Source organism: Cystobacter fuscus (assembly GCF_002305875.1).
Lineage (GTDB): Bacteria > Myxococcota > Myxococcia > Myxococcales > Myxococcaceae > Cystobacter > Cystobacter fuscus_A.
This window is the reverse complement of the sequence record NZ_CP022098.1, coordinates 3,941,817-3,967,049: the sequence shown is the minus strand read 5'-3', so window position 1 is coordinate 3,967,049 and position 25,233 is coordinate 3,941,817. Positions and strand designations below refer to the sequence as shown.

Annotated in this window: 24 protein-coding genes; 9 read left to right on the top strand and 15 right to left on the bottom strand. The window is 68.4% G+C overall.

Features of this window, described 5'->3' with window-relative positions; all coding sequences use genetic code 11:
* The first annotated feature begins 36 nt into the window (after nucleotides 1-36).
* The 9 genes from CYFUS_RS16325 to CYFUS_RS16285 all read left to right on the top strand — a co-directional run bounded on the left by CYFUS_RS16325 (nucleotide 37) and on the right by CYFUS_RS16285 (nucleotide 10,328).
* Entirely contained in the window at nucleotides 37-1,560 is a 1,524-nt protein-coding gene (locus tag CYFUS_RS16325; protein ID WP_095992045.1) for an NAD(P)-binding protein, read from the top strand.
* Between the two features lie 99 nt (nucleotides 1,561-1,659).
* Nucleotides 1,660-1,851, top strand: a complete 192-nt coding sequence (gene rpmB, locus CYFUS_RS16320) for a 50S ribosomal protein L28 (RefSeq protein ID WP_002623527.1) — start codon at nucleotides 1,660-1,662, stop codon at nucleotides 1,849-1,851.
* 20 nt (nucleotides 1,852-1,871) lie between these two features.
* The gene (locus CYFUS_RS16315; RefSeq protein ID WP_095986070.1) at nucleotides 1,872-2,819 is read left to right on the top strand and encodes an N-acetylmuramic acid 6-phosphate etherase; all 948 of its coding nucleotides are present in this window, start codon (nucleotides 1,872-1,874) and stop codon (nucleotides 2,817-2,819) included.
* 307 nt (nucleotides 2,820-3,126) lie between these two features.
* Nucleotides 3,127-4,473, top strand: a complete 1,347-nt coding sequence (locus tag CYFUS_RS16310; RefSeq protein WP_232537604.1) for an aspartate aminotransferase family protein — start codon at nucleotides 3,127-3,129, stop codon at nucleotides 4,471-4,473.
* Nucleotides 4,470-6,026 carry an aldehyde dehydrogenase family protein gene (locus tag CYFUS_RS16305; RefSeq protein ID WP_095986068.1) on the top strand — a complete coding sequence of 519 codons (1,557 nt, stop codon included), beginning with the start codon at nucleotides 4,470-4,472 and terminating at the stop codon, nucleotides 6,024-6,026. Before CYFUS_RS16310 ends, CYFUS_RS16305 begins: the two co-directional genes overlap by 4 nt.
* A gap of 12 nt (nucleotides 6,027-6,038) precedes the next feature.
* The gene (locus CYFUS_RS16300; RefSeq protein WP_095986067.1) at nucleotides 6,039-7,412 is read left to right on the top strand and encodes an acetyl ornithine aminotransferase family protein; all 1,374 of its coding nucleotides are present in this window, start codon (nucleotides 6,039-6,041) and stop codon (nucleotides 7,410-7,412) included.
* Between the two features lie 11 nt (nucleotides 7,413-7,423).
* Nucleotides 7,424-8,341, top strand: coding sequence for a CoA transferase subunit A (locus tag CYFUS_RS16295; protein WP_095986066.1), 918 nt, complete (start codon nucleotides 7,424-7,426; stop codon nucleotides 8,339-8,341).
* Nucleotides 8,331-9,104, top strand: coding sequence for a CoA-transferase subunit beta (locus CYFUS_RS16290; RefSeq protein ID WP_232537603.1), 774 nt, complete (start codon nucleotides 8,331-8,333; stop codon nucleotides 9,102-9,104). The genes CYFUS_RS16295 and CYFUS_RS16290 overlap by 11 nt, the downstream gene beginning before the upstream one ends.
* 27 nt (nucleotides 9,105-9,131) lie before the next feature.
* Nucleotides 9,132-10,328: a thiolase family protein gene (locus CYFUS_RS16285; RefSeq protein WP_095986064.1), complete on the top strand. Its 1,197-nt coding sequence runs from the start codon at nucleotides 9,132-9,134 to the stop codon at nucleotides 10,326-10,328.
* A gap of 194 nt (nucleotides 10,329-10,522) precedes the next feature.
* Here the strand turns inward: CYFUS_RS16285 and CYFUS_RS16280 are convergent, their stop codons facing one another.
* The 15 genes from CYFUS_RS16280 to CYFUS_RS16210 form a co-directional block, all read right to left on the bottom strand.
* On the bottom strand, nucleotides 10,523-11,047 hold the full coding sequence (locus CYFUS_RS16280; RefSeq protein ID WP_095986063.1) for a DUF6484 domain-containing protein: 525 nt from the start codon (nucleotides 11,045-11,047) through the stop codon (nucleotides 10,523-10,525).
* 86 nt (nucleotides 11,048-11,133) lie between these two features.
* Nucleotides 11,134-11,925 carry a hypothetical protein gene (locus tag CYFUS_RS16275; protein WP_095986062.1) on the bottom strand — a complete coding sequence of 264 codons (792 nt, stop codon included), beginning with the start codon at nucleotides 11,923-11,925 and terminating at the stop codon, nucleotides 11,134-11,136.
* A 3-nt stretch (nucleotides 11,926-11,928) separates the two neighbouring features.
* On the bottom strand, nucleotides 11,929-12,522 hold the full coding sequence (locus CYFUS_RS16270) for an imm11 family protein (protein WP_095986061.1): 594 nt from the start codon (nucleotides 12,520-12,522) through the stop codon (nucleotides 11,929-11,931).
* The gene (locus CYFUS_RS16265) at nucleotides 12,522-13,388 is read right to left on the bottom strand and encodes an AHH domain-containing protein (protein WP_095986060.1); all 867 of its coding nucleotides are present in this window, start codon (nucleotides 13,386-13,388) and stop codon (nucleotides 12,522-12,524) included. Before CYFUS_RS16265 ends, CYFUS_RS16270 begins: the two co-directional genes overlap by 1 nt.
* Complete coding sequence (locus CYFUS_RS16260) at nucleotides 13,376-14,686, bottom strand: hypothetical protein (RefSeq protein WP_157758476.1); 1,311 nt, start codon at nucleotides 14,684-14,686, stop codon at nucleotides 13,376-13,378. The genes CYFUS_RS16265 and CYFUS_RS16260 overlap by 13 nt, the downstream gene beginning before the upstream one ends.
* A 14-nt stretch (nucleotides 14,687-14,700) precedes the next feature.
* Complete coding sequence (locus tag CYFUS_RS16255) at nucleotides 14,701-15,501, bottom strand: hypothetical protein (protein ID WP_095986058.1); 801 nt, start codon at nucleotides 15,499-15,501, stop codon at nucleotides 14,701-14,703.
* A gap of 3 nt (nucleotides 15,502-15,504) precedes the next feature.
* Complete coding sequence (locus tag CYFUS_RS16250; protein ID WP_095986057.1) at nucleotides 15,505-16,098, bottom strand: imm11 family protein; 594 nt, start codon at nucleotides 16,096-16,098, stop codon at nucleotides 15,505-15,507.
* Nucleotides 16,098-17,102 (bottom strand): AHH domain-containing protein, encoded by a 1,005-nt coding sequence (locus CYFUS_RS16245; RefSeq protein ID WP_095986056.1) that lies wholly within the window; start codon nucleotides 17,100-17,102, stop codon nucleotides 16,098-16,100. Before CYFUS_RS16245 ends, CYFUS_RS16250 begins: the two co-directional genes overlap by 1 nt.
* A gap of 22 nt (nucleotides 17,103-17,124) precedes the next feature.
* Nucleotides 17,125-18,258: a hypothetical protein gene (locus CYFUS_RS16240; protein ID WP_157758475.1), complete on the bottom strand. Its 1,134-nt coding sequence runs from the start codon at nucleotides 18,256-18,258 to the stop codon at nucleotides 17,125-17,127.
* Between the two features lie 14 nt (nucleotides 18,259-18,272).
* Nucleotides 18,273-19,595 carry a TIGR02270 family protein gene (locus CYFUS_RS16235; protein WP_157758474.1) on the bottom strand — a complete coding sequence of 441 codons (1,323 nt, stop codon included), beginning with the start codon at nucleotides 19,593-19,595 and terminating at the stop codon, nucleotides 18,273-18,275.
* A gap of 7 nt (nucleotides 19,596-19,602) precedes the next feature.
* Nucleotides 19,603-20,211, bottom strand: coding sequence for a DUF1877 family protein (locus CYFUS_RS16230; protein WP_095986053.1), 609 nt, complete (start codon nucleotides 20,209-20,211; stop codon nucleotides 19,603-19,605).
* Nucleotides 20,181-20,648: a DUF4150 domain-containing protein gene (locus CYFUS_RS16225; RefSeq protein ID WP_095986052.1), complete on the bottom strand. Its 468-nt coding sequence runs from the start codon at nucleotides 20,646-20,648 to the stop codon at nucleotides 20,181-20,183. The genes CYFUS_RS16230 and CYFUS_RS16225 overlap by 31 nt, the downstream gene beginning before the upstream one ends.
* Nucleotides 20,649-20,680: 32 nt before the next feature.
* A complete protein-coding gene (locus CYFUS_RS16220) occupies nucleotides 20,681-21,685 on the bottom strand; it encodes a DUF2169 family type VI secretion system accessory protein (protein WP_232537602.1) in 1,005 nt (334 codons plus the stop codon).
* Nucleotides 21,686-21,884: 199 nt separating this feature from the next.
* Entirely contained in the window at nucleotides 21,885-22,991 is a 1,107-nt protein-coding gene (locus CYFUS_RS16215; protein WP_095986051.1) for a hypothetical protein, read from the bottom strand.
* Nucleotides 22,992-23,003: 12 nt separating this feature from the next.
* Nucleotides 23,004-25,205 (bottom strand): amidohydrolase family protein, encoded by a 2,202-nt coding sequence (locus CYFUS_RS16210; RefSeq protein ID WP_095986050.1) that lies wholly within the window; start codon nucleotides 25,203-25,205, stop codon nucleotides 23,004-23,006.
* Between the last annotated feature and the right edge of the window lie 28 nt (nucleotides 25,206-25,233).

The window sequence follows — 25,233 nt, the reverse complement described above, 5'->3', positions numbered from 1 at the left end:
GAGCCTCCTGGCAACGTGTGTAGTGTGCGCGGCGAAATGCCGACGCCCGCTTCCCGCTCCAAACCGCTCCCCTCCGCCACGGCCCCTTCCCGGCACGTCTATGACGTGATCGTCCTGGGCAGCCAGTTGGGCGGGGCACTCGCCGCGGTGCTGCTCGCCCGGCGTGGCTACAGCGTCCTCCTGGTGGAGCACGACGGCACGGGGCCGGGCTACGAGCACGACGGCTTCCTGCTGCCCTACGCCCCCTTCATCACCCCGGCCCTCAAGACGATGCCCGCGGTGGAGGAGGCCTTCGCCGAACTCAGCCTCACCCCCCAGCTCCAACGCGGCCAGCAGCCCCACGTGCCCGAGCTGCAACTGGTGCTGCCCCGCCACCGGGTGGACCTGCACGCCGACCCGGCCCGCCGGAGCGCCGAGTTCCTCCGCGAATTCGGGACCGAGGGGGAGCGCATCCTGGCGGACCTCGCCGCCACCATCCGGCAGCACGAGCCCTCGGATGCCTTCTTCAAGGAAGGCCCGCCCCTGCCGCCCGACGGCATGCTGGAGTCCTGGAACCTCAAGAAGCGCCTGCGCCAGCACGGCGGGCTCGAGGCGGAGCCCCGGCTGGGCGGCACGGACGAGCCCTCGCGGCTGCTGCGCGGCCTGCTGCCCTTCACCGTCCACATGGATCAGCCCGGCTCGCCCCTGGCGCGCACGCGGCCCCTGTCCCAGGCGCTGCAGACACCCTGGCGCTACCCGGGCGGACGCGACGGCCTGCGGCAGTTGCTCTTCGATCGCTTCACGGAGCTGGGCGGCGACCTGCTCAGCCCCGACAACACGGACACGTACGTGGCCGAGGAGCTGCACTTCGACGGCAACCGCTTCTCCGCGCTCAAGCTGCTGCGCTCGGACACGCTCTACCGGGCCTCGTGCCTGGTGTCCGCCACGGACGCGGGCGCGCTGCGGCGCCTCATGACGGGGCGCAAGAAGCACCGCGCCCTGAGCGAGCAGCTCGACCAGTCCACCGTGAAGTCCTTCCTCTTCTCGGTGAACTGGGTGGTGCCGGAGGTGGCGCTGCCGCGCGGCATGGGCGAGCTGCTGCTCATGGACACCCAGCAGGAGGGCGAGCTGGGCAGCCTGCTCGTGCAGCTCCTCCCCGCGCGCGACCACCAGGGCAAGGAGAACCCCGCGCTCCGGGTGGTGTGCGCCGGGGGCTTCGTCCCCGCCAGCATCCGGGACCTGGGCGAGGGCTACCTGCAGAACCTCGCCCTGCGCATCGACGCCCATCTCGACGCGCTGATGCCCTTCACGAAGGACAAGCGCCTGCTGCGCTCGGCTCCCTACCTGGACGCCAGCGCGGTGCGCGGCAGCCGGCTCATGCCCCACCCCCACTACGTCTTCGACTCGGAAGCGGTGCTGGGGATCACGGGTTTGAAGCAGCAGACGCCCTCGAAGAACCTCCTGCTCGCCGGACGGGAGGTCCTCCCTGGGCTGGGCCTGGAGGGCGAGTTCCTCGCGGGCATCCGGGCCACGCGGCTGGTGCAGGAGATGCTCAAGAAGAAGCCCGTCCTCAAGCGCTGATCCTGATCGCGCTGGATTTTCCGGTGGTTTGTGGATAGGTTCCGCCGCTCTCATTAGGGCGGCTGTTAATTCGCCCCTGATTTCAAGGAGTTGGCAGTCATGGCCTGGAAATGCGACATCTGCGGGAAGCGGCCGCTGGTGGGCAACAACGTCAGCCACGCGAACAACAAGACCAAGAAGCGGACCCTCCCGAATCTGCAGAAGATCCGGGCCTCCGTGAACGGCACCCCGGAGCGCGTGCTCGCCTGCACCCGCTGCATCAAGGCCGGCAAGGTCACCAAGGCGGCCTGAGCAGGGCCGAGGACTCGCGGGTGGGCAAGGCGCGTTCCACAAGCCACGCGCTCCCGCCCAGCGAGCAGGTTCATCCCCTGGCGGAGGATCTGGACCTCGTCCCTCCGGAAGAGGTCATCCGCCGTCTGCATCGAGAAGACGTGGCCGCGGTCCGAGCCGTCCGCCCCGCGCTGCGCGGCATGGCGCGAGTGGCACGCTCCGTCGCCGATGCGCTCCACGCCGGAGGCCGTCTGGTCTACGTGGGCGCGGGCACCAGCGGGCGCCTGGGCGTGCTCGACGCGAGTGAGTGTCCCCCCACCTTCGGGACGTCCCCCACCCAGGTCCAGGCGGTGATCGCCGGAGGCCCCCGGGCGATGACGCGCGCGGTGGAAGGCGCCGAGGACGACGCCGAGGCGGGCGCCGGCTCCATGCGCCGCCTGCGCGTGGGCCCGCGCGACGTGGTGTGTGGCATCTCCGCGAGCGCGCGCACCCCCTTCGTGCGCGGCGCGCTCCAGGAGGCGCGGCGGCGCGGAGCGCGCACGGTGCTGGTGTGTTGCGGCCCGCCAGCTCCTGGAATGGAGGCGGACGAGGTGTTGCTGGCCCGGACGGGACCGGAGCTCGTCGCGGGCAGCACGCGGCTCAAGGCGGGCACGGCGACGAAGCTGATCCTCAATGCCCTCACCACCACGGCCTTCGTGACGCTGGGCAAGGTGTACCGTGGGCGCATGGTGGACATGCGCCCGGGCAACACGAAGCTGCGCGCCCGGGCGGCGCGGATGGTGGCGGAGCTGACGGACCTCGCGCTGCCCGCGGCCCAGCGCCTGCTCGAGCAGGCCGGCCACGAGGTGAAGGTCGCACTGGCGATGCACTTCGCGGGAGTGTCCGTGGAGGAAGCCAGGCGCCGCCTGAAACACTCCGGTCTGCGCGACTTGAGCGCTCGAGGGCCGACGAAGGCGCCCGCCCGGAGGCCACGCGCCCGGCGCACCTAGCGCATCGCCCGGAAATACACATCACGCACGGTGCCAGGAGCATCCGCGTGTTGACTCTCCGCACCGAGGGCGCCGTGCGTCATGGGCAGACGCTTTCGCGTGCTTGACAAGCCAAAGAGGCGGACAGTAAGAACGACGGGGGTTTGGTGCCTGTGCGTTTCGTGTGAATGGGTTCGAGAATCCAAACCCTTGCACGAGAGGGCACTCCGGAGCGGATGTCCGCGTGACATTCATTGTCTTCACCTGACACGCACCCTCCGCCATTCGGTCACGGGTGCGCGCTCACGTCCTCGAGGTTCCCGCCGCCGTGAACACCGTCCGTTATCCCGATGGCCATGTGCTCTTGCGCAACCTCGCGCGAGACTTCCCCGTCATCTCCCACGGCCAGGGCGTCTATCTCTTCGACAAACAGGGCAAGCGCTACCTGGACGGCTCGGGCGGCGCGCTGGTGGTCAGCGTGGGCCACGGCAACCGCGAGGTGGCCGACCGCATCCACGAGCAACTGCTCCGGGTGGCCTACGTCAACGGCACGCACTTCACCGCGGACGTGACGGAAGAGCTGGCCTCGAAGCTGTGCGCGCTCGCGCCCGAGGGCCTCGACCGGGCGGCCTTCCTCAGCTCCGGCTCCGAGGTGACGGAGGCCGCGGTCAAGTTCGCGCGCCAGCTCTGGGTCGAGCGCGGACAGCCCCAGCGCTCCAAGGTCATCACCCGCATGCCGGGCTACCACGGCAACACCCTCTACGCCCTGTCCATGTCGGGGCGGCCCCACTACAAGAAGTTCTTCGGGCCCCTGCTCTCCGAGGTCATCACCACGCCGGCGCCCTACCCCTACCGCTCGGGCCTCGCGGACTACGCGCGCGACGGGGCCGAGCACTACGCGCGGCTCCTGGAGGAGACCATCGAGCGCGAGGGCGCCTCCACCATCGCCGCCTTCATCGCCGAGCCCGTCATCGGCTCCTCGGCGGGCGCGTCCCCTCCCCCGCCGGGCTACTTCGAGCGCGTGTCGGAGATCTGCCGCCGCCACGGCATCCTCACCATCGCCGACGAGGTCATGTGCGGCTGCGGGCGCACGGGCCAGTTCTTCGCGAGCACCCAGTTCCAGTTCCAGCCGGACGTGCTCGTGCTGGGCAAGGGCATCAGCGGCGGCTACGTGCCGCTGAGCGCGCTGCTCGTGCGCCAGAGCCACCTCGAGGAGATGCGTCAGGGCTCGGGCGGCTTCATGCACGCGCAGACCTACCTGCAGGCCCCCGTCATGACGGCCGCGGGGCTCGCGGTGCTGGACTACTACGAGCGGCATGGCCTGGTGGCGCACGCCGCGCGCGTGGGCGAGTACCTGCAGCGCCGCCTGCGCGAGGTGCTCCTGCCCCTGCCCCACGTGGGCTCCGTCCAGGGCGTGGGGCTGATGGCGGGCGTGGAGTTCGTGGAGGACAAGGCCAGCAAGCGGCCCTTCCCCCGCGGGCGCAAGGTGGTGGAGGGGCTGCTCTCCGAGCTGTTCGCCCAGGGCCTCATCCTCTGGCCCAACACCGGCCATGCCGATGGCACCAACGGCGATCTGGTGATGATTGGCCCGCCGCTCGTCATCACGGAATCGGAAGTGGACGAGCTGGTTGAAGTGCTCGCCCGGGGAATCAACCACTACATGGAGAGGCCATGAGCTTTCGCATCACCTATTCCGTCCTCGATGCCGACCTGTCGCAACTGCACGCGGAGTTCGACAAGGCCCTCTCGGCCGTGCGCGGAAAGCTGGGCGCCGAGCACCCCTCGTTCATCTCCGGCGAGCCCTGGCGGGGAGGAGACCTGCTGGACAGCCGCAACCCGGCCAACCAGGAGCTGCTCGGCCGCTTCCACCGCACGCCCCTGTCCGAGGTGGACCGGGTGGTGCGCGTGTCGCGCGAGGCGCAGAAGAAGTGGGGCGCCACGCCCTGGCAGGAGCGCGCGCGCATCCTCAAGCGCGCCGCGGACCTCATCTCCGAGCGCCGCATGGAGCTGGCGGCCATCATGACGCTCGAGGTGGGCAAGACGCGGCTGGAGTCGCTCGGGGACGTGGAGGAATCCGCGGACCTGTTGCGCTACTACGCGGGCCAGCTCGAGGAGGCCCAGGGCTTCGTCAAGCCGCTGGCGCGGCTGTCGCCCAAGGAAGACACCCGGAGCGTGCTGCGGCCCTACGGCGTGTTCGTGGTCATCTCCCCCTTCAACTTCCCGCTCGCGCTCGCCGCGGGCATGAGCGCGGGCGTGCTGCTCGGGGGCAACACCGTCATCCTCAAGCCCAGCGAGGAGACGCCCTGGTGCGCCGAGGGCCTCTACCAGGCCCTGCATGACGCGGGGCTGCCCCGGGGCGTGTTCCAGCTCGTGCACGGCGAGGGCGAGTCCCTGGGCGCCGCGCTCGTGTCCCACCCGGGCATCGACGGCGTCAACTTCACCGGCAGCCAGCCGGTGGGCATGGAGATCCACCGGCGCCTCACCGCCCAGTCCGTGCGCCCCTGCTTCCTGGAGCTGGGCGGGAAGAACCCGGCCATCGTCTGCCGCGACGCGGACCTGGAGGCGGCCATCGAGGGGTGCTACCGCTCGGGGTTCGGACTCTCCGGCCAGAAGTGCAGCGCCCTGTCGCGCATCTACGTGCACGAGGACCTCAAGCGCGACTTCATCGCGGGGCTGGCGGAGAAGGCGCGCGCCACCCGTGCGGCCGACCCGAGCCTCGCCTCCACCTACCTGGGCCCGGTCATCAACGACGCCGCGGTGAAGCGCTTCGAGCGCGCGGTGGCCGAGGCCCGCCAGGGCGGCACCGTGCACGCGGGCGGAGGCCGGCCCCAGCTGGAGGGAGCACTCGCCCAGGGCCACTTCGTGGAGGCCACCGTGGTGGAGGTGCCCCACGGCCACCGGCTGATGCGCGACGAGCTCTTCCTGCCCTTCGTGGGCGTCACGAGCTTCCAGACGCTCGACGAGGCGCTCCACATGGCCAATGACTGCATCTATGGCCTCACCGCCGGCGTCTTCAGCCGCAAGCCCGAGGACGTGGAAACCTTCATGGATCGCGCCGAGGCGGGCGTGCTCTATGCCAACCGCCGCACCGGCGCCACCACGGGCGCCTGGCCCGGCGTGCAGTCCTTCTGCGGTTGGAAGGCCAGCGGCGGCTCCGGCAAGGGCGGCTGCGGTCCCTATTACGTCTCGCAATTCATGCGCGAGCAATCCCAGACCCGGATGGGCTGAGACAAGATTCCCATGAGCAATCTCTATCCCGAAATCAAGGTCGCGCCCCCGGGCCCCAAGGCCCAGGCCGTCATCGAGCAGGACAAACAATTCACCTCGCCTTCCTACATCAAGGAATACCCCCTGGTGGTGGACCGGGGCGAGGGGCCCTGGGTGTACGACGTGGATGGCAACCGGTACCTGGACTTCATGGCGGGCATCGCCGTGACGTCCACGGGCCATGCCCATCCCCAGGTCGTGCGCGCCATCCAGGAGTCCGCCGCGCGCTTCCTCCACATCTGCGGCACCGACTTCTATTACGACTCGTTCGCCAAGCTGTGCGCCAGGCTCGCCAGCTACCTGCCGGGCATGGGACCCAAGAAGGTCTTCCTGACCAACTCGGGCACCGAGGCCGTGGAGGGCGCGCTCAAGCTGGCGCGCTACCACACGCGCCGCCAGTACGTCATCGCCTTCAAGGGCGGCTTCCACGGCCGCAGCTACGGCGCGATTTCCCTCAATTCCTCCAAGGTGGCCCAGAAGGCCTTCTTCGGCCCCCTGGTGCCGGGCGTCATCCACATCCCCTACGCCTACCCGTACCGCTGTCCCCGCGGGTGCGCGCCCAATGCCTGTGACGAGTCGTGCAACTGCGCCCAGGTGCTGGAGAACGACTGGTTCATCAACCACGTGGACCCGCGCGAGGTCGCCGCCGTCTTCATCGAGCCCATCCTCGGCGAGGGCGGCTACGTGGTCCCCCCCAAGAGCTTCCTCCAGGAGCTGCGCCGCATCTGCGACAAGCACGGCATCCTGCTCGTCTTCGATGAGATCCAGTCCGGCATCGGCCGCACCGGCCACATGTTCGCCGCGGAGCACTTCGGGGTGATGCCCGACATCGTCCTGTCCGCCAAGGGCATCGCCTCGGGCATGCCCCTGGGCGCCATCATCGCCAAGGAGAGCGTGATGACCTGGCCCCGCGGCTCGCACGGCAGCACCTACGGCGGCAACCCCGTGTGCTGCGCCGCCGCGCTCGCCACGCTGGACGTGGTCGACGGCCTCATGGAGAACGTGCGCACCACGGGCGATCTCCTGCTCAAGGGCCTCAAGGATCTCCAGAAGCGCTTCCCCACCCTGGGCGACGTGCGCGGCGTGGGCCTCATGGTCGGCGCCGAGTTCGTCCACCCCCAGACGCGCGAGCCCGCGAGCGCCTACGTGGGCGATCTGGAACAGCTCGCCTTCCAGAAGGGCCTGCTCCTGCTGTCGTGTGGCAAGTCCACCATCCGCTTCGCCCCGCCGCTGGTCGTCGGCCCGCACGAGGTGAACGTGATGCTGCGCATCCTCGAGGAGTGCCTCACCCTCCTCGATGACAAACACCAGATGCGCGCCAAACCGCCGCTCGACGAGAAGATCTGAGGACCCCGTCCATGTCCACCACGAACAAGCTCTGCTCGATGAAGGAGGCCATCTCCGCCTCCGTCAAGAATGGCAGCTCCCTCGTCATCGACGGTTTCACCCACCTCATCTGCTTCGCGGCGGGACATGAGATCATCCGGCAGGGCATCAAGGACCTGACGGCCATCCGGCTCACGCCCGACCTCGTCTATGATCAGCTCATCGAGGCCGGGTGCGTGAAGAAGCTCGTCTTCAGTTGGGCGGGCAACCCGGGCGTGGGCAGTCTGCACGCGCTGCGCCGCCGGGGGGAGGCCAGCTCGCCCCAGCGCCTGGAGCTGGACGAGTACTCGCACTTCGGCCTGCTCTCGCGCTTCCTCGCCGCGAGCGCCGGCCTGCCCTTCTGGCCCCTCAACAACTACTTCGGCGGGGACATCGCCCAGGCCAACCCCGCCATCAAGACGGTGCAGTGCCCGTACACGGGCCAGACGCTCGCCACCGTCCCCGCGCTCCACCCCGACGTGGCCATCATCCACTGCCAGCGCGCGGACGTGGAGGGCAATGCCCAGGTGTGGGGCCTGCTCGGCTCGCAGAAGGAAGTGGCCTTCGCCGCGCGCAAGGTCATCGTCGTGGCCGAGCAGATCGTCCCCACCGAGGTCATCCGCCGGGATCCCAACCGCACCGTGGTCCCCGGCATCATCGTGAGCCACGTGGTGCACGAGCCCTGGGGCTGCCACCCGAGCTTCGTGCAAGGCTTCTACGATCGCGACAATGACTTCTACGTGAAGTGGGAGGATATTTCCCGCCAGCCGGAAACCTATCAGGCCTACCTCCAGGAGTTCGTCTACGGGGTCAAGGACAGACAGGAGTATTTGAAGAAGCTCGAGTCGGGCCTGCTCGACAAGCTCCGGGCGAAGCCGCGCATGAGCGAGGGGGTGGACTATGGCTACTGAAACCCAGACAGGCGCCAGCGCGTCCGAGCGCATGGCCTACCGGGCCTCGCAGGAGCTGCACGACGGCAACGTGGTCTTCGTGGGCATCGGCCTGCCCAACCTGGCCTGCAACCTCGCGCGGGCCACGCACGCCCCGGGCCTGTTCATGATCTACGAGTCCGGCGCCGTGGGGGCCATCCCCGAGCGGCTGCCGGTGTCCATCGGGGACCCCTCCCTGGTGACGGACTCGCTCGCGGTGGTGAGCCAGGCGGACATCTTCCAGTGCCTGCTTCAGCGCGGGCACATCGAGGTGGGCTTCCTCGGCGGCGCCCAGGTGGACAAGTGGGGCAACATCAACACCACGGTCATCGGCGACTACGCCAACCCCAAGGTGCGCCTGCCCGGCAGCGGCGGCGCGTGTGAAATTGCCGTCCACGCCCGGCGGCTGCTCATCATCATGCGCATGAGCAAGCGCACCTTCGTGGAGCGCTGCGACTTCGTGACGAGCCCCGGCCATCGCATGAATGGCAAGAGCCGCGCGGAGCTGGGCATGCCCGGAGGGGGGCCGACCTGCCTCATCACCGACCTGGGCGTGATGACGTTCGACACCACGGGCGAGGCGGTGCTCACCGAGGTGTACCCGGGCGTCACCCCGGAAGCGGTCCAGGCCGCCTGTGGTTGGAAGCTGAAGGTGGCGGACACGCTGAAGACGGCGTCCGTCCCCGATGACGCGACGTTGCGGCTGCTGCGCGAGCGGCTCGATCCGCAGCGGCTGTACCTCTAGACCCCTACGCCAGGAAGCCAGGGCCCCATGTCCGAAGCCTTCATCGTCGACGCCGTCCGCACCCCCATTGGCCGCTACCGGGGAGCCCTCAAGGGCTTCCGCCCGGATGACCTCGCCGGCCATGTGCTGCGTGAGCTGGTCAAGCGCCAGAACCTGGACCCCGCCCAGGTGGACGAGGTGTTCCTCGGCTGCGCCAACCAGGCGGGCGAGGACAACCGCAACGTCGCCCGCATGGCCCTGTTGCTCGCCGGGCTGCCCACGAGCGTGCCCGGCGTGACGGTCAACCGCCTGTGCGCCAGCGGCCTGGAGGCCATCATCCAGGCCAGCCGGATGATCCGCCTGGGCGAGGCGGACATCGTCCTGGCCGGAGGCGTGGAGTCCATGACCCGCGCCCCCTGGTCCATGCCCAAGCCCGAGGACGGCTTCCCCTCGGGCAAGTTCGAGGGCTGGGACACCGCACTCGGCTGGCGCTACCCCAACCCGAAGCTCGCGGCGCTCTTCCCCCTGGAGCAGATGGGCGAGACGGCCGAGAACGTGGCCTCGCGCTACAACGTCTCGCGCGAGGACCAGGATCGCTTCGCCCTCGGCTCGCACCAGAAGGCCGTCATCGCCCAGAAAGAGGGCCGCTTCGCCGACGAGTTGGTCGCGGTGGAGCAGCCCCAGCGCAAGGGGCCCGCCCTGCGCGTGGACGCCGACGAGGGCCCCCGTGCGGACACCTCGCTGGAGAAGCTCGCCTCGCTCAAGGCCGCCTTCCGCGAGGGCGGCAGCGTGACGGCGGGCAACTCCTCGACGCTCAACGATGGCGCCTCCGCGGTGCTGCTGATGAGCGAGCGGGCCCTGAAGGCCTCCGGTGCCACGCCCCTGGCGCGCTGCGCGAGCAACGCCAGCGCCGGCGTGGATCCCCAGTACATGGGCGTGGGCCCCATCCCCGCCGCGACCAAGGCCCTGGCGCGCGTGGGCTGGAAGGCGGATGAGCTCGACCTGACGGAGCTGAACGAGGCCTTCGCGGCCCAGGCGCTCGCGTGCATTCGCGAGTTGGGGCTCGCTCCCGAGCGCGTCAACGTCAACGGCGGCGGCATCGCCCTGGGCCATCCCCTGGGCTCGAGCGGCGCGCGCATCGTCACCACCCTGGTGCACGAGATGAAGCGGCGTGGCGCGAAGCGGGGGCTCGCCACGCTCTGTGTTGGCGTCGGACAGGGACTCGCCCTCACCCTGGAGCGATAAGGTCCTCCAGCGGAGGCACCCTCTCCATGCGACCACCGAAGGAGAGGTAAGCCCTCCTCGGCCATCCTGCACCAACCCACACCCTCAACAGGCCGCCCATCCCTGACAGGGGACCTCCGGGCGCCAGTGGCTCATCCACGGCGACGCAGACACAGGCCATGCACCTCTGGGCGGGTGAGCCCGACGGGCACGGCTCAGTTGATGTCGACCGTGCCCGCCTTGATTCGGTGGGAGCCCCGGGCCCGCGTCTCGACCGTGACGCCCTGGATGACTATCTTCCCGTTGCGCCGCAGGGTGATGCTGGCTTCGCCGCATTGGAGGACGACCTCGTCTTGCCCCTCCAGGACGACCCGCCGCCCATCGACACGGGCTTCGGCTGGAAGGCGCGGGGGGATGGGATTCGGCTCCAGCAGTGCATCCAGCAGCGGCGTCGGGCTGGGCTCATGCAGCAGGGCCATGAGAAAAGGCAGGCGCGGGTCCCCCTTCTCGAAAAGCAGCACCACCCGCTGGCGGGACGCAACGGCGTCCTGCCGGGCCTGGACATCGAGCGCCACCGCCAATCTCGCGGGCACAGGCTGTCCGAAGGGGTTGTCCTCGAAGTCCACGAGCAACCGGCCCTGCGAGTCGATGCCGGCGGCCCAGCCCTCTCGGCTGCCAAGGATTGGCTCCAGCGTGTGGGTACCCGGGCCGGTCTCCGGGGCGTTTGACCGTGTGCTCATGAGTGTGCTCCCACTGCGGGCCCATGTGGACCCGTCCAATCCATGGAGTCTACCGTCTCTGGGGTCCGCCAGCGATGAGTCCTCGCTCAAACAGTCAGGCGGACAAGCCAGTCCTCATCAATGGGCACGGCCATGCGCACCCGAGCCAGCGGTGGGCAGTAGAGGTACCGGTCGTGGCTCTGGAGTCCAGTGCGCTCTCCAAGGCGTAGCAGCGCCAAGCCCTCGAACCAGACGTAGCGGTAGGGCGCGAAGTGCTCCGCATCCGTGGTGAAGCTGTTGGCAAGCTTCTCCGTCTGTTGCCCATGCGCCAGCCGAGTGGCCTCGAAGGCCTCGAAGAAGGCGCGGGCGTCCCGGTGCCGCAGAGCTTCCACCAGCGCCAGTCGATCCGCGTAGGTCTCGCCCCCGGAGCGCTCCAGTCTCACCACCAGCGCGTCCGTCCGCTCCGGCCCTTCCTCTCGTGGAGCGATGAGCTCCCGCAGAAGCACCGCCCAGTCGAAGTCGTCCTCGTACTCGTCGGACTCCGGCTGCCTCTGCGTGGCCGAGTCCTGGACGATGCGCCGGGCGAGTTCCCAGTGCCCGGCGGCCACCACACCCAGCAACGGCTCCTGCCAGGTAGCGGGCGGGGGGGACTCACCGCGCGAGCGCAGCAGCGCGAGCAGTCGGCGACAGCTCTCCCCCGCGCGCCCCAGGTTGAGGAAGAAATCCTTCGGGTAGCCGTCCACCAGCAGGCTGGCTACCCCCAGCGTGTGGAAGCACAGGCACACGGCCGCCACGTCGCGCACCAGTTCCTCGCGGGAGGCATCCGGGTGGATGCGGCCCAGCAGGACCTCGAGCGCCAGGGCTGAGTCTTGGCGCAGGCTGCGGAAGTCCAGTTCCATGCGCTAGTAGATGTCCATCCCGTCCCAGCCGTCCGCCCGGAAGCACTTGAGGCCGGTGACCTCCTCCTTCGTCAGGGCCTCGTACGCGGCCTGGTTGACGAGGAACTCGTCGCGCTTGCGCGAGAGCCGGAAGATGACCGCGTTGGGCGGGATGGCGTCCCGATTGAGCACCAGTTGCTCGAAGTTGCCGATGCGGTCCTTCAGGATGGAGTTCATCACCACCTGGGAGCGCTCCATGTCCACGGCCTCCACGTGACCCAGCACGTTGAGCAGGAAGTGCTCCTTGCTGGCCACCTTGCCCTTGTGGTTGAGGATGGTCAGCGGGATGAACTCACAGTCGTCCGCGCCCTGCTCCTCCAGGATGCGCTTCACCTTGGCGGACACGATGTGGGAGCCGAAGATGGTGGACATGAAGTCGCAGACCTTGCGCCGCGTGGGGTGGTCCTCCGAAAAGCGCACGGTGGGCTCGGGCGGGAACAACTCCGCCACGCGCTCGCCACGGTCCAGGATGAAGGCCTCCGGCCCACCCGGCGGCAACTCCTCGATGACGACGCTGGTGTAGTCGGTCTTCAGGACCCAGTAGTCGTTGCCTGCCATCAGCTCAGCACTCCAAAGGGAAAGAGGGACTTGCCCCGCTTGAAGGAGACGAAGGGCCGTGTGGTCGGGCTCCCCCGTAGGACTTCCGGGACGACCGCCGCGCTGATCTTCAGGAGACGGTTCCAGAGCACCTGCTCCTTCTTGGTCAGCTCGTCCAGTATATCCGCGAGCACCGTCTTGTGATCCTTGGGGGGCGTCTGCTGCCGGACCTGATCCGCCAGCGTCTTGAGGGAACTCTTCACCGAGGCAATCTCCCTCTTCACAAACTCGGTGTACGCGTTGTGGTTGCCCTTGTGTTGGACGATCTGGTGCATGGGCACGGCCCAGGAGCAGGCCGGAGCGATGATGCCATTGTGTCCGTTGTTGACGTCGTAGCCCGACTGCTGGAGCAACTCGTACTCCTTGTCTCCGAGGTTCTTCTCCGAGAGCAGCTCGTGCGGGATGAGGTGGTGGGCGGTCCACTGGTAGGGATACCAGGAGCCGGTCAGGTAGAAGTTGTCTTTCTCGGTCTTGTGCTGGTTGACGTTGCTGAGCACGAAGCGCTTGCTGTCCTTGCTGTACTTCGACGGCGAGCCCTCACGGGGAAACGCCATCGCGTCCTTCCACTTCTTGTCGTCGCTCAGGGTGTCGTACGTCGTCTGGCGGATGAGGCCCGAGGCCAGTGCGGCGTCCAGCGCATCCTTCCCGTAGTCGGGCCGCTTCGTGTAGTGGTCACGCCCGATCTTGCTCAGCTTGCCCTGGTCGTGGATGTAGGCCGCCGTCCGGTACTTGTGGAAGCCGCGCAGCCGACGTCGGTGGGCGATGACAGGAGGGCAGTCCTCGGCCTCCTTGTCCCGCTGCTGCTTGTCCTTCTTCAGCTCCTCCATGAGCTTCGCCGCGCCGGGTAGTCCACATCGTCCAGTTCGGGAAAGAGCCCCGGCTTGGCTGACAGGTCCGGGTTGAAGATGTTGCTCTCACCGGTGCCCAGGGGCTGCTTGGTGAAGTTGTCGCTCTTCTTCGGCTTGCTCACGATTCGCTCCCCCTCTACCCGCTCAGGTGGCCGTGGACGCCAGCAGCACGGCGGCACGCTCGCCGCTCTCGTCGGTGGACAGGATAATACCCGCTCGAGCTGGCGCATACCCGCGCTCCAGGGCCCGGGCTCCCAAGCACACCCCCAGTGCCCCGGAGGCCACCCCGGTCTCCCCGAAGCCCGTGGCGGTGTACCATGCCTCAAAGGACGCCCAGTGGGGGGCTCCGCCCGGAGCAGCGTCTGGAGCATGCCCCACTCCATGGCCCGGAGTTCCTCGCCGTTGTGGTCGCTCACCCAGAAGGGCTCCCCGGCCTCGCCGGGCAGGAACGATCTCAGCGCGCGCACGCACGAGGCCAGCATGCGAGCATCACCCGGAGCCTCCGCGGGTGCCTGCCCCAGGCTCACGGCCTCCACCAGGGGGCGGCCCCGGGGCAGGTCAGCCGGGGTGCGGCCGGGGACGCGCAGCAGCAGCGCCACGCCCGCCTCGCCCGGAGTGAATCCCACCGGCTGCTCCTCGTTCTTCACTCGCTGTTGGAGCAAGAGCGTCTCGAGCAGTCCCGCGTCCAGCAGGCTGTCCACGGACGCCACCACGCAGGCCCGTCTGGCGCTGCCGGCCATCCAGGCTCCGGCGGACTGGAGCGCTCGGGCAAACCCCACGTGTCCGCCGCCGAAGAAGTGCCAGGGGCCTCCGGGCCAGGGCCAGCCCAGGTTCTCGAAGGTGATGGACAGCACCCTCCGCCCCAGGGACTCCAGCCGCCGCGCCGCGTTGCGTTCCAGCTCCGGGGACACCGCCATCCCCAGGTCCAGCGGGTCCGGCAGGGCCAGGAAGAGGGGGGTGTCGCGCGTGAGGGTGCATTCCGGCAGCCGGGCGCGCAGATCCTGGAACGTCTCGCAGGCGATGGCCACCAGCCTTCCGGCACCGGCGAAGCCGAACGTGGCCGACGGCAGGGCGGACACCTTCAGATCCAGCCGTGTGTTCTCCTCGCCCGCGAAGTAGTGGAAGTCTCGTGCCCCCTCGAAGCGGTCCAGGCCCGCGCGGAACGCCGCGCAGGCCTGGACGAAGGGCCCCAGGGGCGAGCCCATGCCCGCGGCCTCGACGAAGGCGTGGATGCGCTGGGTGACTGCGGGCTCGGCGGCATTCAGGGGGGGAGGCATGGAGGCGCTCGCGCTCACGAATCCAGCAGGGACGAGAAGGGCAATGCCCCACGTGGAGCGAAGCCATGAACCGTCGCCAACTGCCGGTGGCGTCGGAAGCTGAAGTCGCGCGCGGAGACGATGTGGCGGCCACGGCTCCGGATGGCCAGCTCCAGCGCCAGGGCGAACCAGCGCCGCGCGGGTACCGTGGCGAAGGACTGGAGCAACGCCGTGGCGGAGAAGGGGACGCCGGCGAGGTAGCGCGTCCCGGGTGCGAAGCGCCGCTGCTCGCGCTGACGAGCCCACCAGTCGCGCACGGCCTCGGGAGCCGCTCGCGGCAGCGTCTTCTCCACATCCAGCAGGAGGGGAGCATCGGGGGACTCGTCCTCCGGGGGCTCCTCCTCCGCGAGCAAGTGGGCGTCCTCCAAGGGGAAGCCGGTGATGGCGACGAACGCCTCCGTGGCCAGCCGCGCCACGTGGGCGTCCCCGTCCTCCAGCAGCCTCAGGCAGGCGTCCGCGGCCTCGGGCCGACCACCATGGCCCAGCGCCCAGACAGCGTCCGCGCGAGCACGGGGCTCGCCGAGCAGTTCCATGAGCAGCGCCTGTTCCCGCGTGTTCCCCCCCAGCGCCAGCAGCAGCAGCGGCAGACGGCCCGGCGCCCCCGAGTCCTCCACCACTTGCCGGCAGCACGTCCACGCGGCGCGCAACCCGAGCACCGCCCCGGACGCCACGTCGCGCACCAACTCCTCGCGAGCTGCATCCGGGTGGATGAGTCCCAGCAGGACCTCGAGCACCAGGGCTGAGTCCTGGCGCAGGCCGCGGAAGTCCAGTTCCATGCGCTAGTAGATGTCCATCCCGTCCCAGCCGTCCGCCCGGAAGCACTTGAGGCCGGTGATCCCCTCCTTCGTCAGGGCCTCGTACGTGGACTGGTTGACGAGGAACTCGTCGCGCTTGCGCGAGAGCCGGAAGATGACCGCGTTGGGGGGAATGGCGTCCCGATTGAGCACCAGGAGTTCGAAGTTGTCGATCTGGTCCTTCAGGATGGAGTTCATCACCACCTGGGAGCGCTCCATGTCCACGGCCTCCACGTGGCCCAGCACCTGGAGCAGGAAGTGCTCCTTGCTGGCCACCTTGCCCTTATGGTCGAGGATGGTCAGGGGGATGAACTCGCAGTTGTCCGCGCCCTGCGCCTCCAGGATGCGCTTCACCTTGGCGGACACGATGTGGGTCCCGAAGATGGTGGACATGAAGTCGCAGACCTTGCGCATTGTGGGGTAGTCCTCCGAGAAGCGCACGGTGGCCCCAAGAGGGAACAGCGCCGCCGCGGGCTCGCCCCGGTCCAGGATGTGGGCCTCCGGCCCGTCCAGCGGCAGCTTTTTGATGACGGCGCTGGTGTAGTCGGTCTTCAGGACCCAGTAGTCATTGCCTGCCATCAGCTCAGCACTCCAAAGGGAAAGAGGGACTTGCCTCGCGCGAAGGAGACGAAGGGCCCCGCGCGCTGGGCCCCCTTCAGGGCCTCCGGGACGACCGCCGCGCTGATCGCCAGGATGCGGTTGAAGAGCACCTGCTCCTTCTTGGTCAACTGCTCGAGGACGTCCGCAAGCACCGTCTTGTGGTCCTTGGGGGGCGTCTGCTGCTTGACCTGGTCGGCCAGCGTCTTGAGGGACTTCACCACCGAGGCGATCTGCTTCTCCACGAACTGGGTATACGCGCTGTGGTTGCCCTTGTGCTGGACGATCTGGTGCATGGGCACGGCCCAGGCACAGGCCGGGGCGACGATGCCATTGTGCCCGTTGTTGACGTCGTAGCCCGACTGCTGGAGCAGCTCGTACTCCTTGTCTCCGAGGTTCTTCTCCGAGAGCAGCTCGTGCGGAATGAGGTGGTGGGCGGTCCACTGGTAAGGATACCAGGAGCCGGTCAGGTAGAAGTTGTCCTTCTCCGTCTTGTGCTGGTTGACGTTGCTGAGCACGAAGCGCTTGGCGTCCTTGTTGTACTTCGACGGCGAGCCCTCACGGGGGAACGCCATCGAGTCCTTCCACTTCTTGTCGTCGCTCAGCGTGTCGTGCGACTTCTGGCTGATGAGGCGCGAGGCCAGCGCAGCGTCCAGCACTTCCTTCCCGTAGTCGGGCCGCTTCGTGTAGTGGTCGCGCCCGTTCTTGCTCAGCTTGCCCTGATCGTGGATGTAGGCCGCCGTCCGGTACTTGTGGAAGCCGCGCAGCCGGCGCCGGTGGGCGATGACGGGAGGGCAGTCCTCGGCCTCCTTGTCCCGCTGCTGTTGGTCCTTCTTCAGCTCCTCCATGAGCTTCGCCGGGTAGTCCACATCGTCCAGTTCGGGAAAGAGCCCCGGCTTGGCTGACAGGTCCGGGTTGAAGATGTTGCTCTCACCGGTGCCCAGGGGCTGCTTGGTGAAGTTGTCGCTCTTCTTCGGCTTGCTCACGATTCGCTCCCCCTCTACCCGCTCAGGTGGCCGTGGACGCCAGCAGCACGGCGGCACGCTCGCCGCTCTCGTCGGAGGACAGGATTATACCCGCTCGAGCTGGCGCGTACCCGCGCTCCAGGGCCCGGGCTCCCAAGCACACCCCCAGTGCCCCGGAGGCCACCCCGGTCTCCCCGAAGCCCGTGGCGGTGTACCAGGCCTCAAAGGACGCCCAGTGGGGGGGCTCCGCCCGGAGCAGCGTCTGGAGCATGCCCCACTCCATGGCCCGGAGTTCCTCGCCGTTGTGGTCGCTCACCCAGAAGGGCTCCCCGGCCTCGCCGGGCAAGAACGATCTCAGCGCGCGCACGCACGAGGCCAGCATGCGAGCATCACCCGGAGCCTCCGCGGGTGCCTGCCCCAGGCTCACGGCCTCCACCAGAGGGCGGCCCTGGGGCAGGTCGGCCGGGGCGCGGCCGGGGACGCGCAACAGCATCGCCACGCCCGCCTCGCCCGGAGTGAAGCCCACCGGCTGCTCCTCGGTCTTCACGCGCTGTTGGAGCAGGAGCGTCTCGAGCAGTCCCGCGTCCAGCAAGCTGTCCACGGACGCCACCACGCAGGCCCGTCTGGCGCTGCCGGCCATCCAGGCTCCGGCGGACTGGAGCGCTCGGGCAAACCCCACGTGTCCGCCGCCGAAGAAGTGCCAGGGGCCTCCGGGCCAGGGCCAGCCCAGGTTCTCGAAGGTGATGGACAGCACCCGCCGCCCCAGGGACTCCAGCCGCCGCGCCGCGTTGCGCTCCAGCTCCGGGGACATCGCCATCCCCAGGTCCAGCGGATCCGGCAGTGCCAGGAAGAGGGGGGTGTCGCGCGTGAGGGTGCATTCCGGCAGCCGGGCGCGCAGATCCTGGAACGTCTCGCAGGCGATGGCCACCAGTCTTCCGGCACCGGCGAAGCCGAACGTGGCCGACGGCAGGGCGGACACCTTCAGATCCAGCCGTGTGTTCTCCTCGCCCGCGAAGTAGTGGAAGTCTCGTGCCCCCTCGAAGCGGTCCAGGCCCGCGCGGAACGCCGCGCAGGCCTGGACGAAGGGCCCCAGGGGCGAGCCCATGCCCGCGGCCTCGACGAAGGCGTGGATGCGCTGGGTGACTGCGGGCTCGGCGGCATTCAGGGGGGGAGGCATGGAGGCGCTCGCGCTCACGAATCCAGCAGGGACGAGAAGGGCTGCTCCCCGCGTGGAGCGAAGCCATGGACCGTCGCCAGCCGCCGGTGGCGTCGGAAGCTGAAGTCGCGCGCGGAGACGATGTGGCGGCCACGGCTCCGGATGGCCAGCTCCAACGCCAGGGCGGACCAGCGCCGCGCGGGTACCGTGGCGAAGGACTGGAGCAACGCCGTGGCGGAGAAGGGGACACCGGCGAGGTAGCGCGTCCCGGGTGCGAAGCGCCGCTGCTCGCGCTGACGAGCCCACCAGTCGCGCACGGCCTCGGGAGCCGCTCGCGGCAGCGTCTTCTCCACATCCAGCAGGAGGGGAGCATCGGGGGACTCGTCCTCCGGGGGCTCCTCCTCCGCGAGCAAGTGGGCGTCCTCCAAGGGGAAGCCGGTGATGGCGACGAACGCCTCCGTGGCCAGCCGCGCCACGTGGGCGTCCCCGTCCTCCAGCAGCCTCAGGCAGGCGTCCGCGGCCTCGGGCCGACCACCATGGCCCAGCGCCCAGACAGCGTCCGCGCGAGCACGGGGCTCGCCGAGCAGTTCCATGAGCAGCGCCTGTTCCCGCGTGTTCCCCCCCAGTGCCAGCAGCAGCAGCGGCAGGCGACCCGACGCCCCCGAGGCCTCCACCACTTGCCTGCAGCGCGTCCACGCGACGCGCTGCCCGAGCACCGCCCCGGATGCCAGGGCCGCATCGCGGATGAGCGGCTCGGACGACTCCAGCGCCTGGGCCCACCGGCGCTGCACGGGGGCGGTGAGCGCGGTGCCCGTGAAGGGCAGCACGCGGCACGCCGCGGCCACCACGGCGGGCTCCGGGTGCGCCAACCAGGACTCGAGCGCCACGGAAGGAAGACACCCGTGCGCCGCGTGCACCTCCAGCGCCACGGCGGTCACGGCGGAAGCGGTGTCCGGCGTGAGCAACGCCGTCAGTCCCGGGAGCACGTCCTCGCGCCCACAGAGCTCCAGCGCGCGCTGGAGGCCCGGCAGCGCCTCGGGCGGCCCTTCCGTCAGCGCGGCCAGGACGGCGTCACGCCCGGCGGTGCCCTCCTGTTGGAGCAGGGCGAGCGCGGTGGCGCTGACACGGGGAGTCTCTTCGGCCGCGAGGGCGGGCAGCAGGTAGCGCCGGGACAGCTCGCCTCCACCGAGCGCCAGCGCATCCACATGCGCCAGCAGTCGCGCCTCGCGCTGCGCCACGTGGACCAGGTACCGGTCCGGTGCCGTGAGCGCGTTCTCCCATTGGGTTCCGAGGTACTCCGCCTCGTCGAGGTGGACCTCGTACAGTTCCCAGTGGGGAGTCACCTCCGGGTACGCCATGGCCGCCTCACTCCATGCCCAGATCGAGCGCCGAGACCGGGCCATCCTCCAGCAGCACCAGCATGCCCTCGCGCCGCTCTGCCGCCCGCTGGAAGTACTCCACCAGTTCCGCGTAGGACTGCTGGAGCGCCGGAAGGTCCTCCTCCATCCACGGCTCCAGGTGGTCGAGTCCCTCGGCGAGCTTCGCGAGACCGGAGTCCTCCAGTTCCTCGGCGTCGAACCGAGAGGCGAGTTCCAGGGCGGTCACCCGCGCCAGCCCCACTTCGACCCGCCGGACCTCGTCGGGAGACAGGTACCAGGCCTGGCCATCGAGCGGCGTTGGCTGGCCCACCGCCTCATCGATGGGACGAGCCGAAGCCCGGGTCGCCACGAAGGGCACGCTGCTCCCTGGCTCCTCCGCCTCTCCCAGGAGAAACCGGAGCGCGTCCACGACATCCTCCTGGAGCGTCAGCCCGCGGAAAGCATAGCCCCCCTCCTCTTCCTCATAGAGGACCGGGGAGGAGGGCACGTCGAGCCCGGTCCGCGGCTCGCTCCGGAGCTGCTCCCAGGCAGTCTGGGGCAGCGCGAGGAACAGGCAGTTGGCGCTCATTTCCGAGGCCTCCCACAGCAGGGGCACTTGGGCTTCTCCTCGCTCTTGCCGAGCGCCACCACGGGGGGCTGCACCAGGGGGGCGGGCGGGGTGTTCTTGTCGTTGTGGAGCATCAGGTCCAGCGCGCGGGCGACGTTCTTTCCCTCCGCCTTCACGTCGAAGGAGAAGTTGACGAACTCGGCCTTGCCCTTGGTCTTGCTGGAGGCCACCCCTCCCCCCGCGGTGCCGGCCTCGTCACCCGTGCTGGTGCTGAAGTTCGAGTCCTTCACGCACAGGGGCTTGCCCGCCACGGTGACGGAGTCGGCCGTCTTGGCGGAGTCCGAGGACTTCGCGACGTTGGGGTAGGGAATGGGAATGGGGCCACCCGGACCAGGCGTCTTGCAGACGTCCGGGAAGGCCATGGTGACGCCATTGCTGTCCTTCGTCACCACGGAGAGCTTGTTGACACCGACGGTGTTCGCCATGGCGGGCCTCGATTGAGCGTGGCGCGTCCAGTCTACACCATCCGGATGTCGATACTCCGGACGTCATGGGGTCCTCTGTCCAACGGAACGTGCCCCCGCCAGAGGAGCATCACCTGGTGAGCATCCGTGTCCAGGATGACTGTGTCCAGGTGCATCTCCGGGACAATGGGTCCTCCCAGGCGGACGGTGATGGCCGGAGGCGCCTGGCGCGGGAGCATGAAGGAGAGCCGGCCCCGGGGCGAGGCGTTCACGAGGACGACAGCCTCGTCCCCCTTCAGGTAGCCCGGGACGACGAGGCCCGGCGCGGCGGCGTTGAAGAAGCGCCGGTCGAAGTCGGTGGGCAGCAGCGGCTTGCGCGTCTTGTTCCACGCCTCGTCATAGGTGCCCGCATACCTCGCTCGTGGCTGCCAGTGGGGCGCGGTGAAGCCGAAGCCCACGGGCGTCACGTGCTGGCCGAACTCGCGCAGCGGCTCCGCCGGGTCCTCCAGGTTGGGCAACCTCAGCCCCTCTTCGAAGTGGCGTGGGCTGGCGCGGAAGCCCACCCCCACTGGGTTGCGCGGCTCGAAGGTGGGGCTCGCGGAATCCATCCGGTCCCAACCGCCGAAGGCACGCTCCCAGGTGAGGGGTAGCTTCTCGAAGGCAAGCGGCGGGGTCACGGCCACGCGCCCCATGCTCCTGAACCAGACGCGCTCGCCCAGCACCCGGATGGCCTTCTTCAGGGGGCCCACCTGCAGTGCCACCAGGGTCTCGGTGGCGCCCTTCGCGGGAGGGTACGCGTGGCCAATGAGCGCCACGTCCGTGGCTGGCTTGAAGAAGGCGCCCTCCGGCTCGAACTTGTAGCTGGACTCGCCGGGCTCTCCCCAGGATTTGCCTCCGAGGTCGACCGGCACCTGCGTCTCCGCCAGGTGGAGCCCGTCCTTGCGGAGGTCGTAGGTGGCCTTCACCACGAGCACAAGCAGCGGCCGGCCATCCTCGTCCGCGACGTACACCTGCTCGAAGGCAAAGGGCATTTCGTTCTGGAGTTCCGCGTGCGGCACGCTGGCTACCCTCCCGCCGTATATATCATGGCACGGAGGTTGAGCCCCGCCCTCTCACGCACGGACAACGAACGCCCGCTCGGATGGACGCCAGAAGCGAGCCCCTTCGCTTGCTGCCAGCTTGACGCTGGAGGGCTTCGGAGAAAAACAGAAGCCATGTAGCCTCGCAGCAAGTCCGCGAAACTCCAGGTTTGAGCCCTCACTTCGTGGGCGTCTTGGCATCTGCCCCCTTCGCGGCGGGCAGCCTGCCGAAGTTCCAACGGGTGACGGTCTGGGTATCGGGTGCCAGGGCGGCCAGGGCCAGGGGAGCACGTGTCCAACACAGCAGGTCCACGTTCTCGACGGAGCCCAGCGCGAAGGGAGGGCCCGGTGTCGCCTCCACCTGTTGGACGTAGAAGCGAGTGAGGCTTTTCGACGTGCTGCTGTACGCCAGCCAGCCGCCCTCAGGGGCGAACTCGCCCAGGCGGACGCTCTCAAGCGACGAGTAGCCCGCAAGCGGCACCAGCTTCGCCTCGCCCTCGGCCCAGGTGGCTCTCCAGAGCGAGCAGGCGTCCTTGCCGGTGGGATCGTTTCCCCGAACGGTGAAGACGGCCAGGGGGCGCGTGGGGTGCAGTCGCAGTTCGTCCAACAGAAGGCTCGCCGACAGCAGCCCTCCGAGCGCGGCCAACAACGGGTGCTCGATGGGAGCCACGAGATCCGGCCCGTAGGCGCGAACCTGCTGGCCCTGCCACAACACCAGCACCCCATTGCCGGCATCCCACTCGAAGTCCCCAGAGGTGCCCAGGTCGAGCTCGCCGAGCTTCTTCGCTTCCGGCCCGGTCACGTCGAGCACGCGCAGGCGGAACTGGACTGTGTCGGTGTCAAGGTAGTTCGTCATGTCACGGAACTGGACGGCGAGCCGCCGGGGCTCCACTGACAACCAGCGGCCCCAGGTGGCGCTCTCGTCCAGCGAGTGCGTGACCATGAATAGCTGAGGCTGCTTCTGGGCGAGATTGTAGAGGATGAGCGAGCGGGACTGGAGATAGGCACACGTGTCAGGCAGCACCGCTGGCGAGACGCCCTCCAGGTTTCCCGCGGACACCATGGGGATGTAGTTCTTGGCAACCTTGGTGAGGCTGGCCCCGGTGTCGCCGAGCTGCACCAGTCGCAGCGTGTCATCCAACAGGATGGCGGCGACCGCGCCGGGCCGGGGCGTGGGCATGAGGACGGCCAGCATGTCCGGGTCCACCGGGAGCGGGTAGCTGCTGGGGGGCACGGGGAAGGGTTGGCTCTTGCTGAGGACGGCAAGCTCGGAGAGAGCAGACATGGGAGTCCCGATTCAGAAGTCGGCGAGTACGTTCACGAAACGCACCTGATCTTCATAAAGAAGGGCTCCTTTATCTCCCGCTTCCTTCTCCAGCGTGTCGAGGATCACCGCGAGGTTCTTGAGGATGGTGTGGTTGCGCCGGAGCTTCTCCGGAGTGTCCTGGAAGTGCTTCTTCTTCATGCGCTTGTCCACCGCGGGGCCGTTCATGAAGGTCTCGATTCCCTTCTTCAGGTTGTCGGCGATCCGCCCCAGGCCATAGAAGCGCATCGGGTTGACGATGGCGAACTGGTAGAAGAGGTTGACCTTGCGCGGCAGCTTCAGTTCCTTCTCCACCAGCGCCAGCCCTTCCATGGCCTCCTTGAACCACTCCTGATAGCCCATGGGTTCGGCGAGGATCATGTACCAGTCAGTGCCGAACATGATCTTCCGGAGCATGTGCTCGTGCTGGCACACCTTTACCAGGGCTTTCCAGTAACGCACGGCGTCCGCCTGCTTCTCGTAACGCTTCTGCTCCTTCTCCGGCATGCTGTGCGGCGTGATGGAGCGCATGAGTGGCAGGTACGAGAGATCCGTGTAGAAGTTGTCGTACTTCTCGCAAAGCTCGACGATGGCAGTGACCCAGTTGCGGTCGTACGTGATGCCATCCCCATCCTGGCATGGCCCACCGGGGTTGTCGTGGTAGCCCCACCAGATGTGCTTGTCGGAGGCGAAGTGCGCCAGGCACAGGCGCAGCTTGGAGTTCTTCTCCATGAGCGGTGCCCAGGCATCCGGGTGCAGGTACTTCTCCTTGAAGTACTTGAGGCGCTTGGGGTCGGACCTGGTGAGGCGGAGTTCCCGCGCGAGTTCCTCGTAGGACTCGTAGGCAGCGTCGTAGTCCGAGAGTGCCTTCTGGTACTCCTCGCAGGCCTTCCAGTACTCGGGATCCGTGGGAAACGACACGGGCATCATGGGCACGAGTTCGCCCTGCATGTTCCAGGCATAAGCATCCTGGGGTAGTCCGTACTCGCGCATGTAGCCGGCGAACTTCTTCTCCGCCTTCTCGAAGTCCCCCTTGGCGTCGAGGTACTTCCCTCGCTTCTCCGAGGCTTCCTTGTAGGCTTCCTTGTCCGCCGGACTGAGGCCCGCCGCCGCCGCCGGGTCAAGATCGATGAAGAGCTTGCGGTCGTGCGTGTAGTGCCCGCTGGGCGTGCAGTGCGTCATGATGGGGATGTCCTCTTTGACGCACTGAGCGAAGAATTTCTCCAGGCTGGGGACACGCGTGTCGGTGGGCGTGTACCCCTGCGGCGTGTACATCTTGAAGCCGGCGAAGAGGCCCTCCCTCTCCTTTGTGGCCACGTGCTTGAAGGGGGCGTCCCAGTTGTCGGCGAGTGTCGCGCTCTTGCCATTCCACTGGATGAAGCGGCGCGGCTCGTAGTGGTACATGGGAATGAGCCGCAGGGGATTGGAGCTGCACGCCAGCTTCGTCTCCAGCACCTGCTCGGACCACTTCTGGTAGGCGCGCCACTCGAGGGGGTGGGCGTAGAGCTTGTCCTCGCGCTCATCAAGGTGCCCCGTGAGCCGAACGTTGAAGGTGTAGCGCGGGTCGCCGCCGGGCTGGGGCTCCACCTCGTAGACGCTCCTGCCCTTGTAGCCATCGAGGTGGCAGAGGTCCATGTCCATGGGAAGCGCGATGGAGATGCCCAGGAAGGACTTCTTCCCTTCGCGCAGGTGCTGGGTGGAGGGGCTCTTGTGGAGGGTGGCGGGGAGGCTGTCGTTGCTCTTGATGGTGTCGTGGCCGATCTTCAGCGTCGAGCGGTGGGACCAGCCGGCAATGCGCAGCATGGGGATGAAGCTGAAGACATTGCCCACCGTATTGAGGGTCCGGCGTGAGCCACTGGGGTTGGCCATGAAGCGGGCCTTGACCTCGAGCTGGGTGTAGTTGAGCACCGGGAACGGCAGGCAGTTGCCGCTCATGATGTGCATGTGCGCATCGATGACGACTGGTGGCAGGGACACCAGCTTCGAGGACTGGAGCACGGCGCTCGAACCGCTCATCAGCTCGCAATAGGCGTCGGGAATGCTGACCTCGTCCCCCGTCTTCAGCTCGTTGGGGCCGCGCTGGCCTCGGAGCTTCTCATTGGCCTTGTGCTCGTAGATGTTGCTCCATTGCTTGAACCCAAACAGGGAAGCGATGGCCTGGGGAGTATCACCGTCCTGGACGATATAGGTCTTCATGGTGTAGGGGAGAGGAGGAGGGGAAGGG

Excerpts from the sequence above, each read along its gene's own strand:
- CYFUS_RS16325 (WP_095992045.1), top strand. The coding sequence starts at position 37 with ATGCCGACGCCCGCTTCCCGCTCCAAACCGCTCCCCTCCGCCACGGCC.
- rpmB (WP_002623527.1), top strand. The coding sequence starts at position 1,660 with ATGGCCTGGAAATGCGACATCTGCGGGAAGCGGCCGCTGGTGGGCAAC.
- CYFUS_RS16305 (WP_095986068.1), top strand. The coding sequence starts at position 4,470 with ATGAGCTTTCGCATCACCTATTCCGTCCTCGATGCCGACCTGTCGCAA.
- CYFUS_RS16300 (WP_095986067.1), top strand. The coding sequence starts at position 6,039 with ATGAGCAATCTCTATCCCGAAATCAAGGTCGCGCCCCCGGGCCCCAAG.
- CYFUS_RS16295 (WP_095986066.1), top strand. The coding sequence starts at position 7,424 with ATGTCCACCACGAACAAGCTCTGCTCGATGAAGGAGGCCATCTCCGCC.
- CYFUS_RS16290 (WP_232537603.1), top strand. The coding sequence starts at position 8,331 with ATGGCTACTGAAACCCAGACAGGCGCCAGCGCGTCCGAGCGCATGGCC.
- CYFUS_RS16285 (WP_095986064.1), top strand. The coding sequence starts at position 9,132 with ATGTCCGAAGCCTTCATCGTCGACGCCGTCCGCACCCCCATTGGCCGC.
- CYFUS_RS16280 (WP_095986063.1), bottom strand. The coding sequence starts at position 11,047 with ATGAGCACACGGTCAAACGCCCCGGAGACCGGCCCGGGTACCCACACG.
- CYFUS_RS16275 (WP_095986062.1), bottom strand. The coding sequence starts at position 11,925 with ATGGAACTGGACTTCCGCAGCCTGCGCCAAGACTCAGCCCTGGCGCTC.
- CYFUS_RS16270 (WP_095986061.1), bottom strand. The coding sequence starts at position 12,522 with ATGGCAGGCAACGACTACTGGGTCCTGAAGACCGACTACACCAGCGTC.
- CYFUS_RS16265 (WP_095986060.1), bottom strand. The coding sequence starts at position 13,388 with ATGGAGGAGCTGAAGAAGGACAAGCAGCAGCGGGACAAGGAGGCCGAG.
- CYFUS_RS16260 (WP_157758476.1), bottom strand. The coding sequence starts at position 14,686 with ATGCCTCCCCCCCTGAATGCCGCCGAGCCCGCAGTCACCCAGCGCATC.
- CYFUS_RS16255 (WP_095986058.1), bottom strand. The coding sequence starts at position 15,501 with ATGGAACTGGACTTCCGCGGCCTGCGCCAGGACTCAGCCCTGGTGCTC.
- CYFUS_RS16250 (WP_095986057.1), bottom strand. The coding sequence starts at position 16,098 with ATGGCAGGCAATGACTACTGGGTCCTGAAGACCGACTACACCAGCGCC.
- CYFUS_RS16240 (WP_157758475.1), bottom strand. The coding sequence starts at position 18,258 with ATGCCTCCCCCCCTGAATGCCGCCGAGCCCGCAGTCACCCAGCGCATC.
- CYFUS_RS16235 (WP_157758474.1), bottom strand. The coding sequence starts at position 19,595 with ATGGCGTACCCGGAGGTGACTCCCCACTGGGAACTGTACGAGGTCCAC.
- CYFUS_RS16225 (WP_095986052.1), bottom strand. The coding sequence starts at position 20,648 with ATGGCGAACACCGTCGGTGTCAACAAGCTCTCCGTGGTGACGAAGGAC.
- CYFUS_RS16215 (WP_095986051.1), bottom strand. The coding sequence starts at position 22,991 with ATGTCTGCTCTCTCCGAGCTTGCCGTCCTCAGCAAGAGCCAACCCTTC.
- CYFUS_RS16210 (WP_095986050.1), bottom strand. The coding sequence starts at position 25,205 with ATGAAGACCTATATCGTCCAGGACGGTGATACTCCCCAGGCCATCGCT.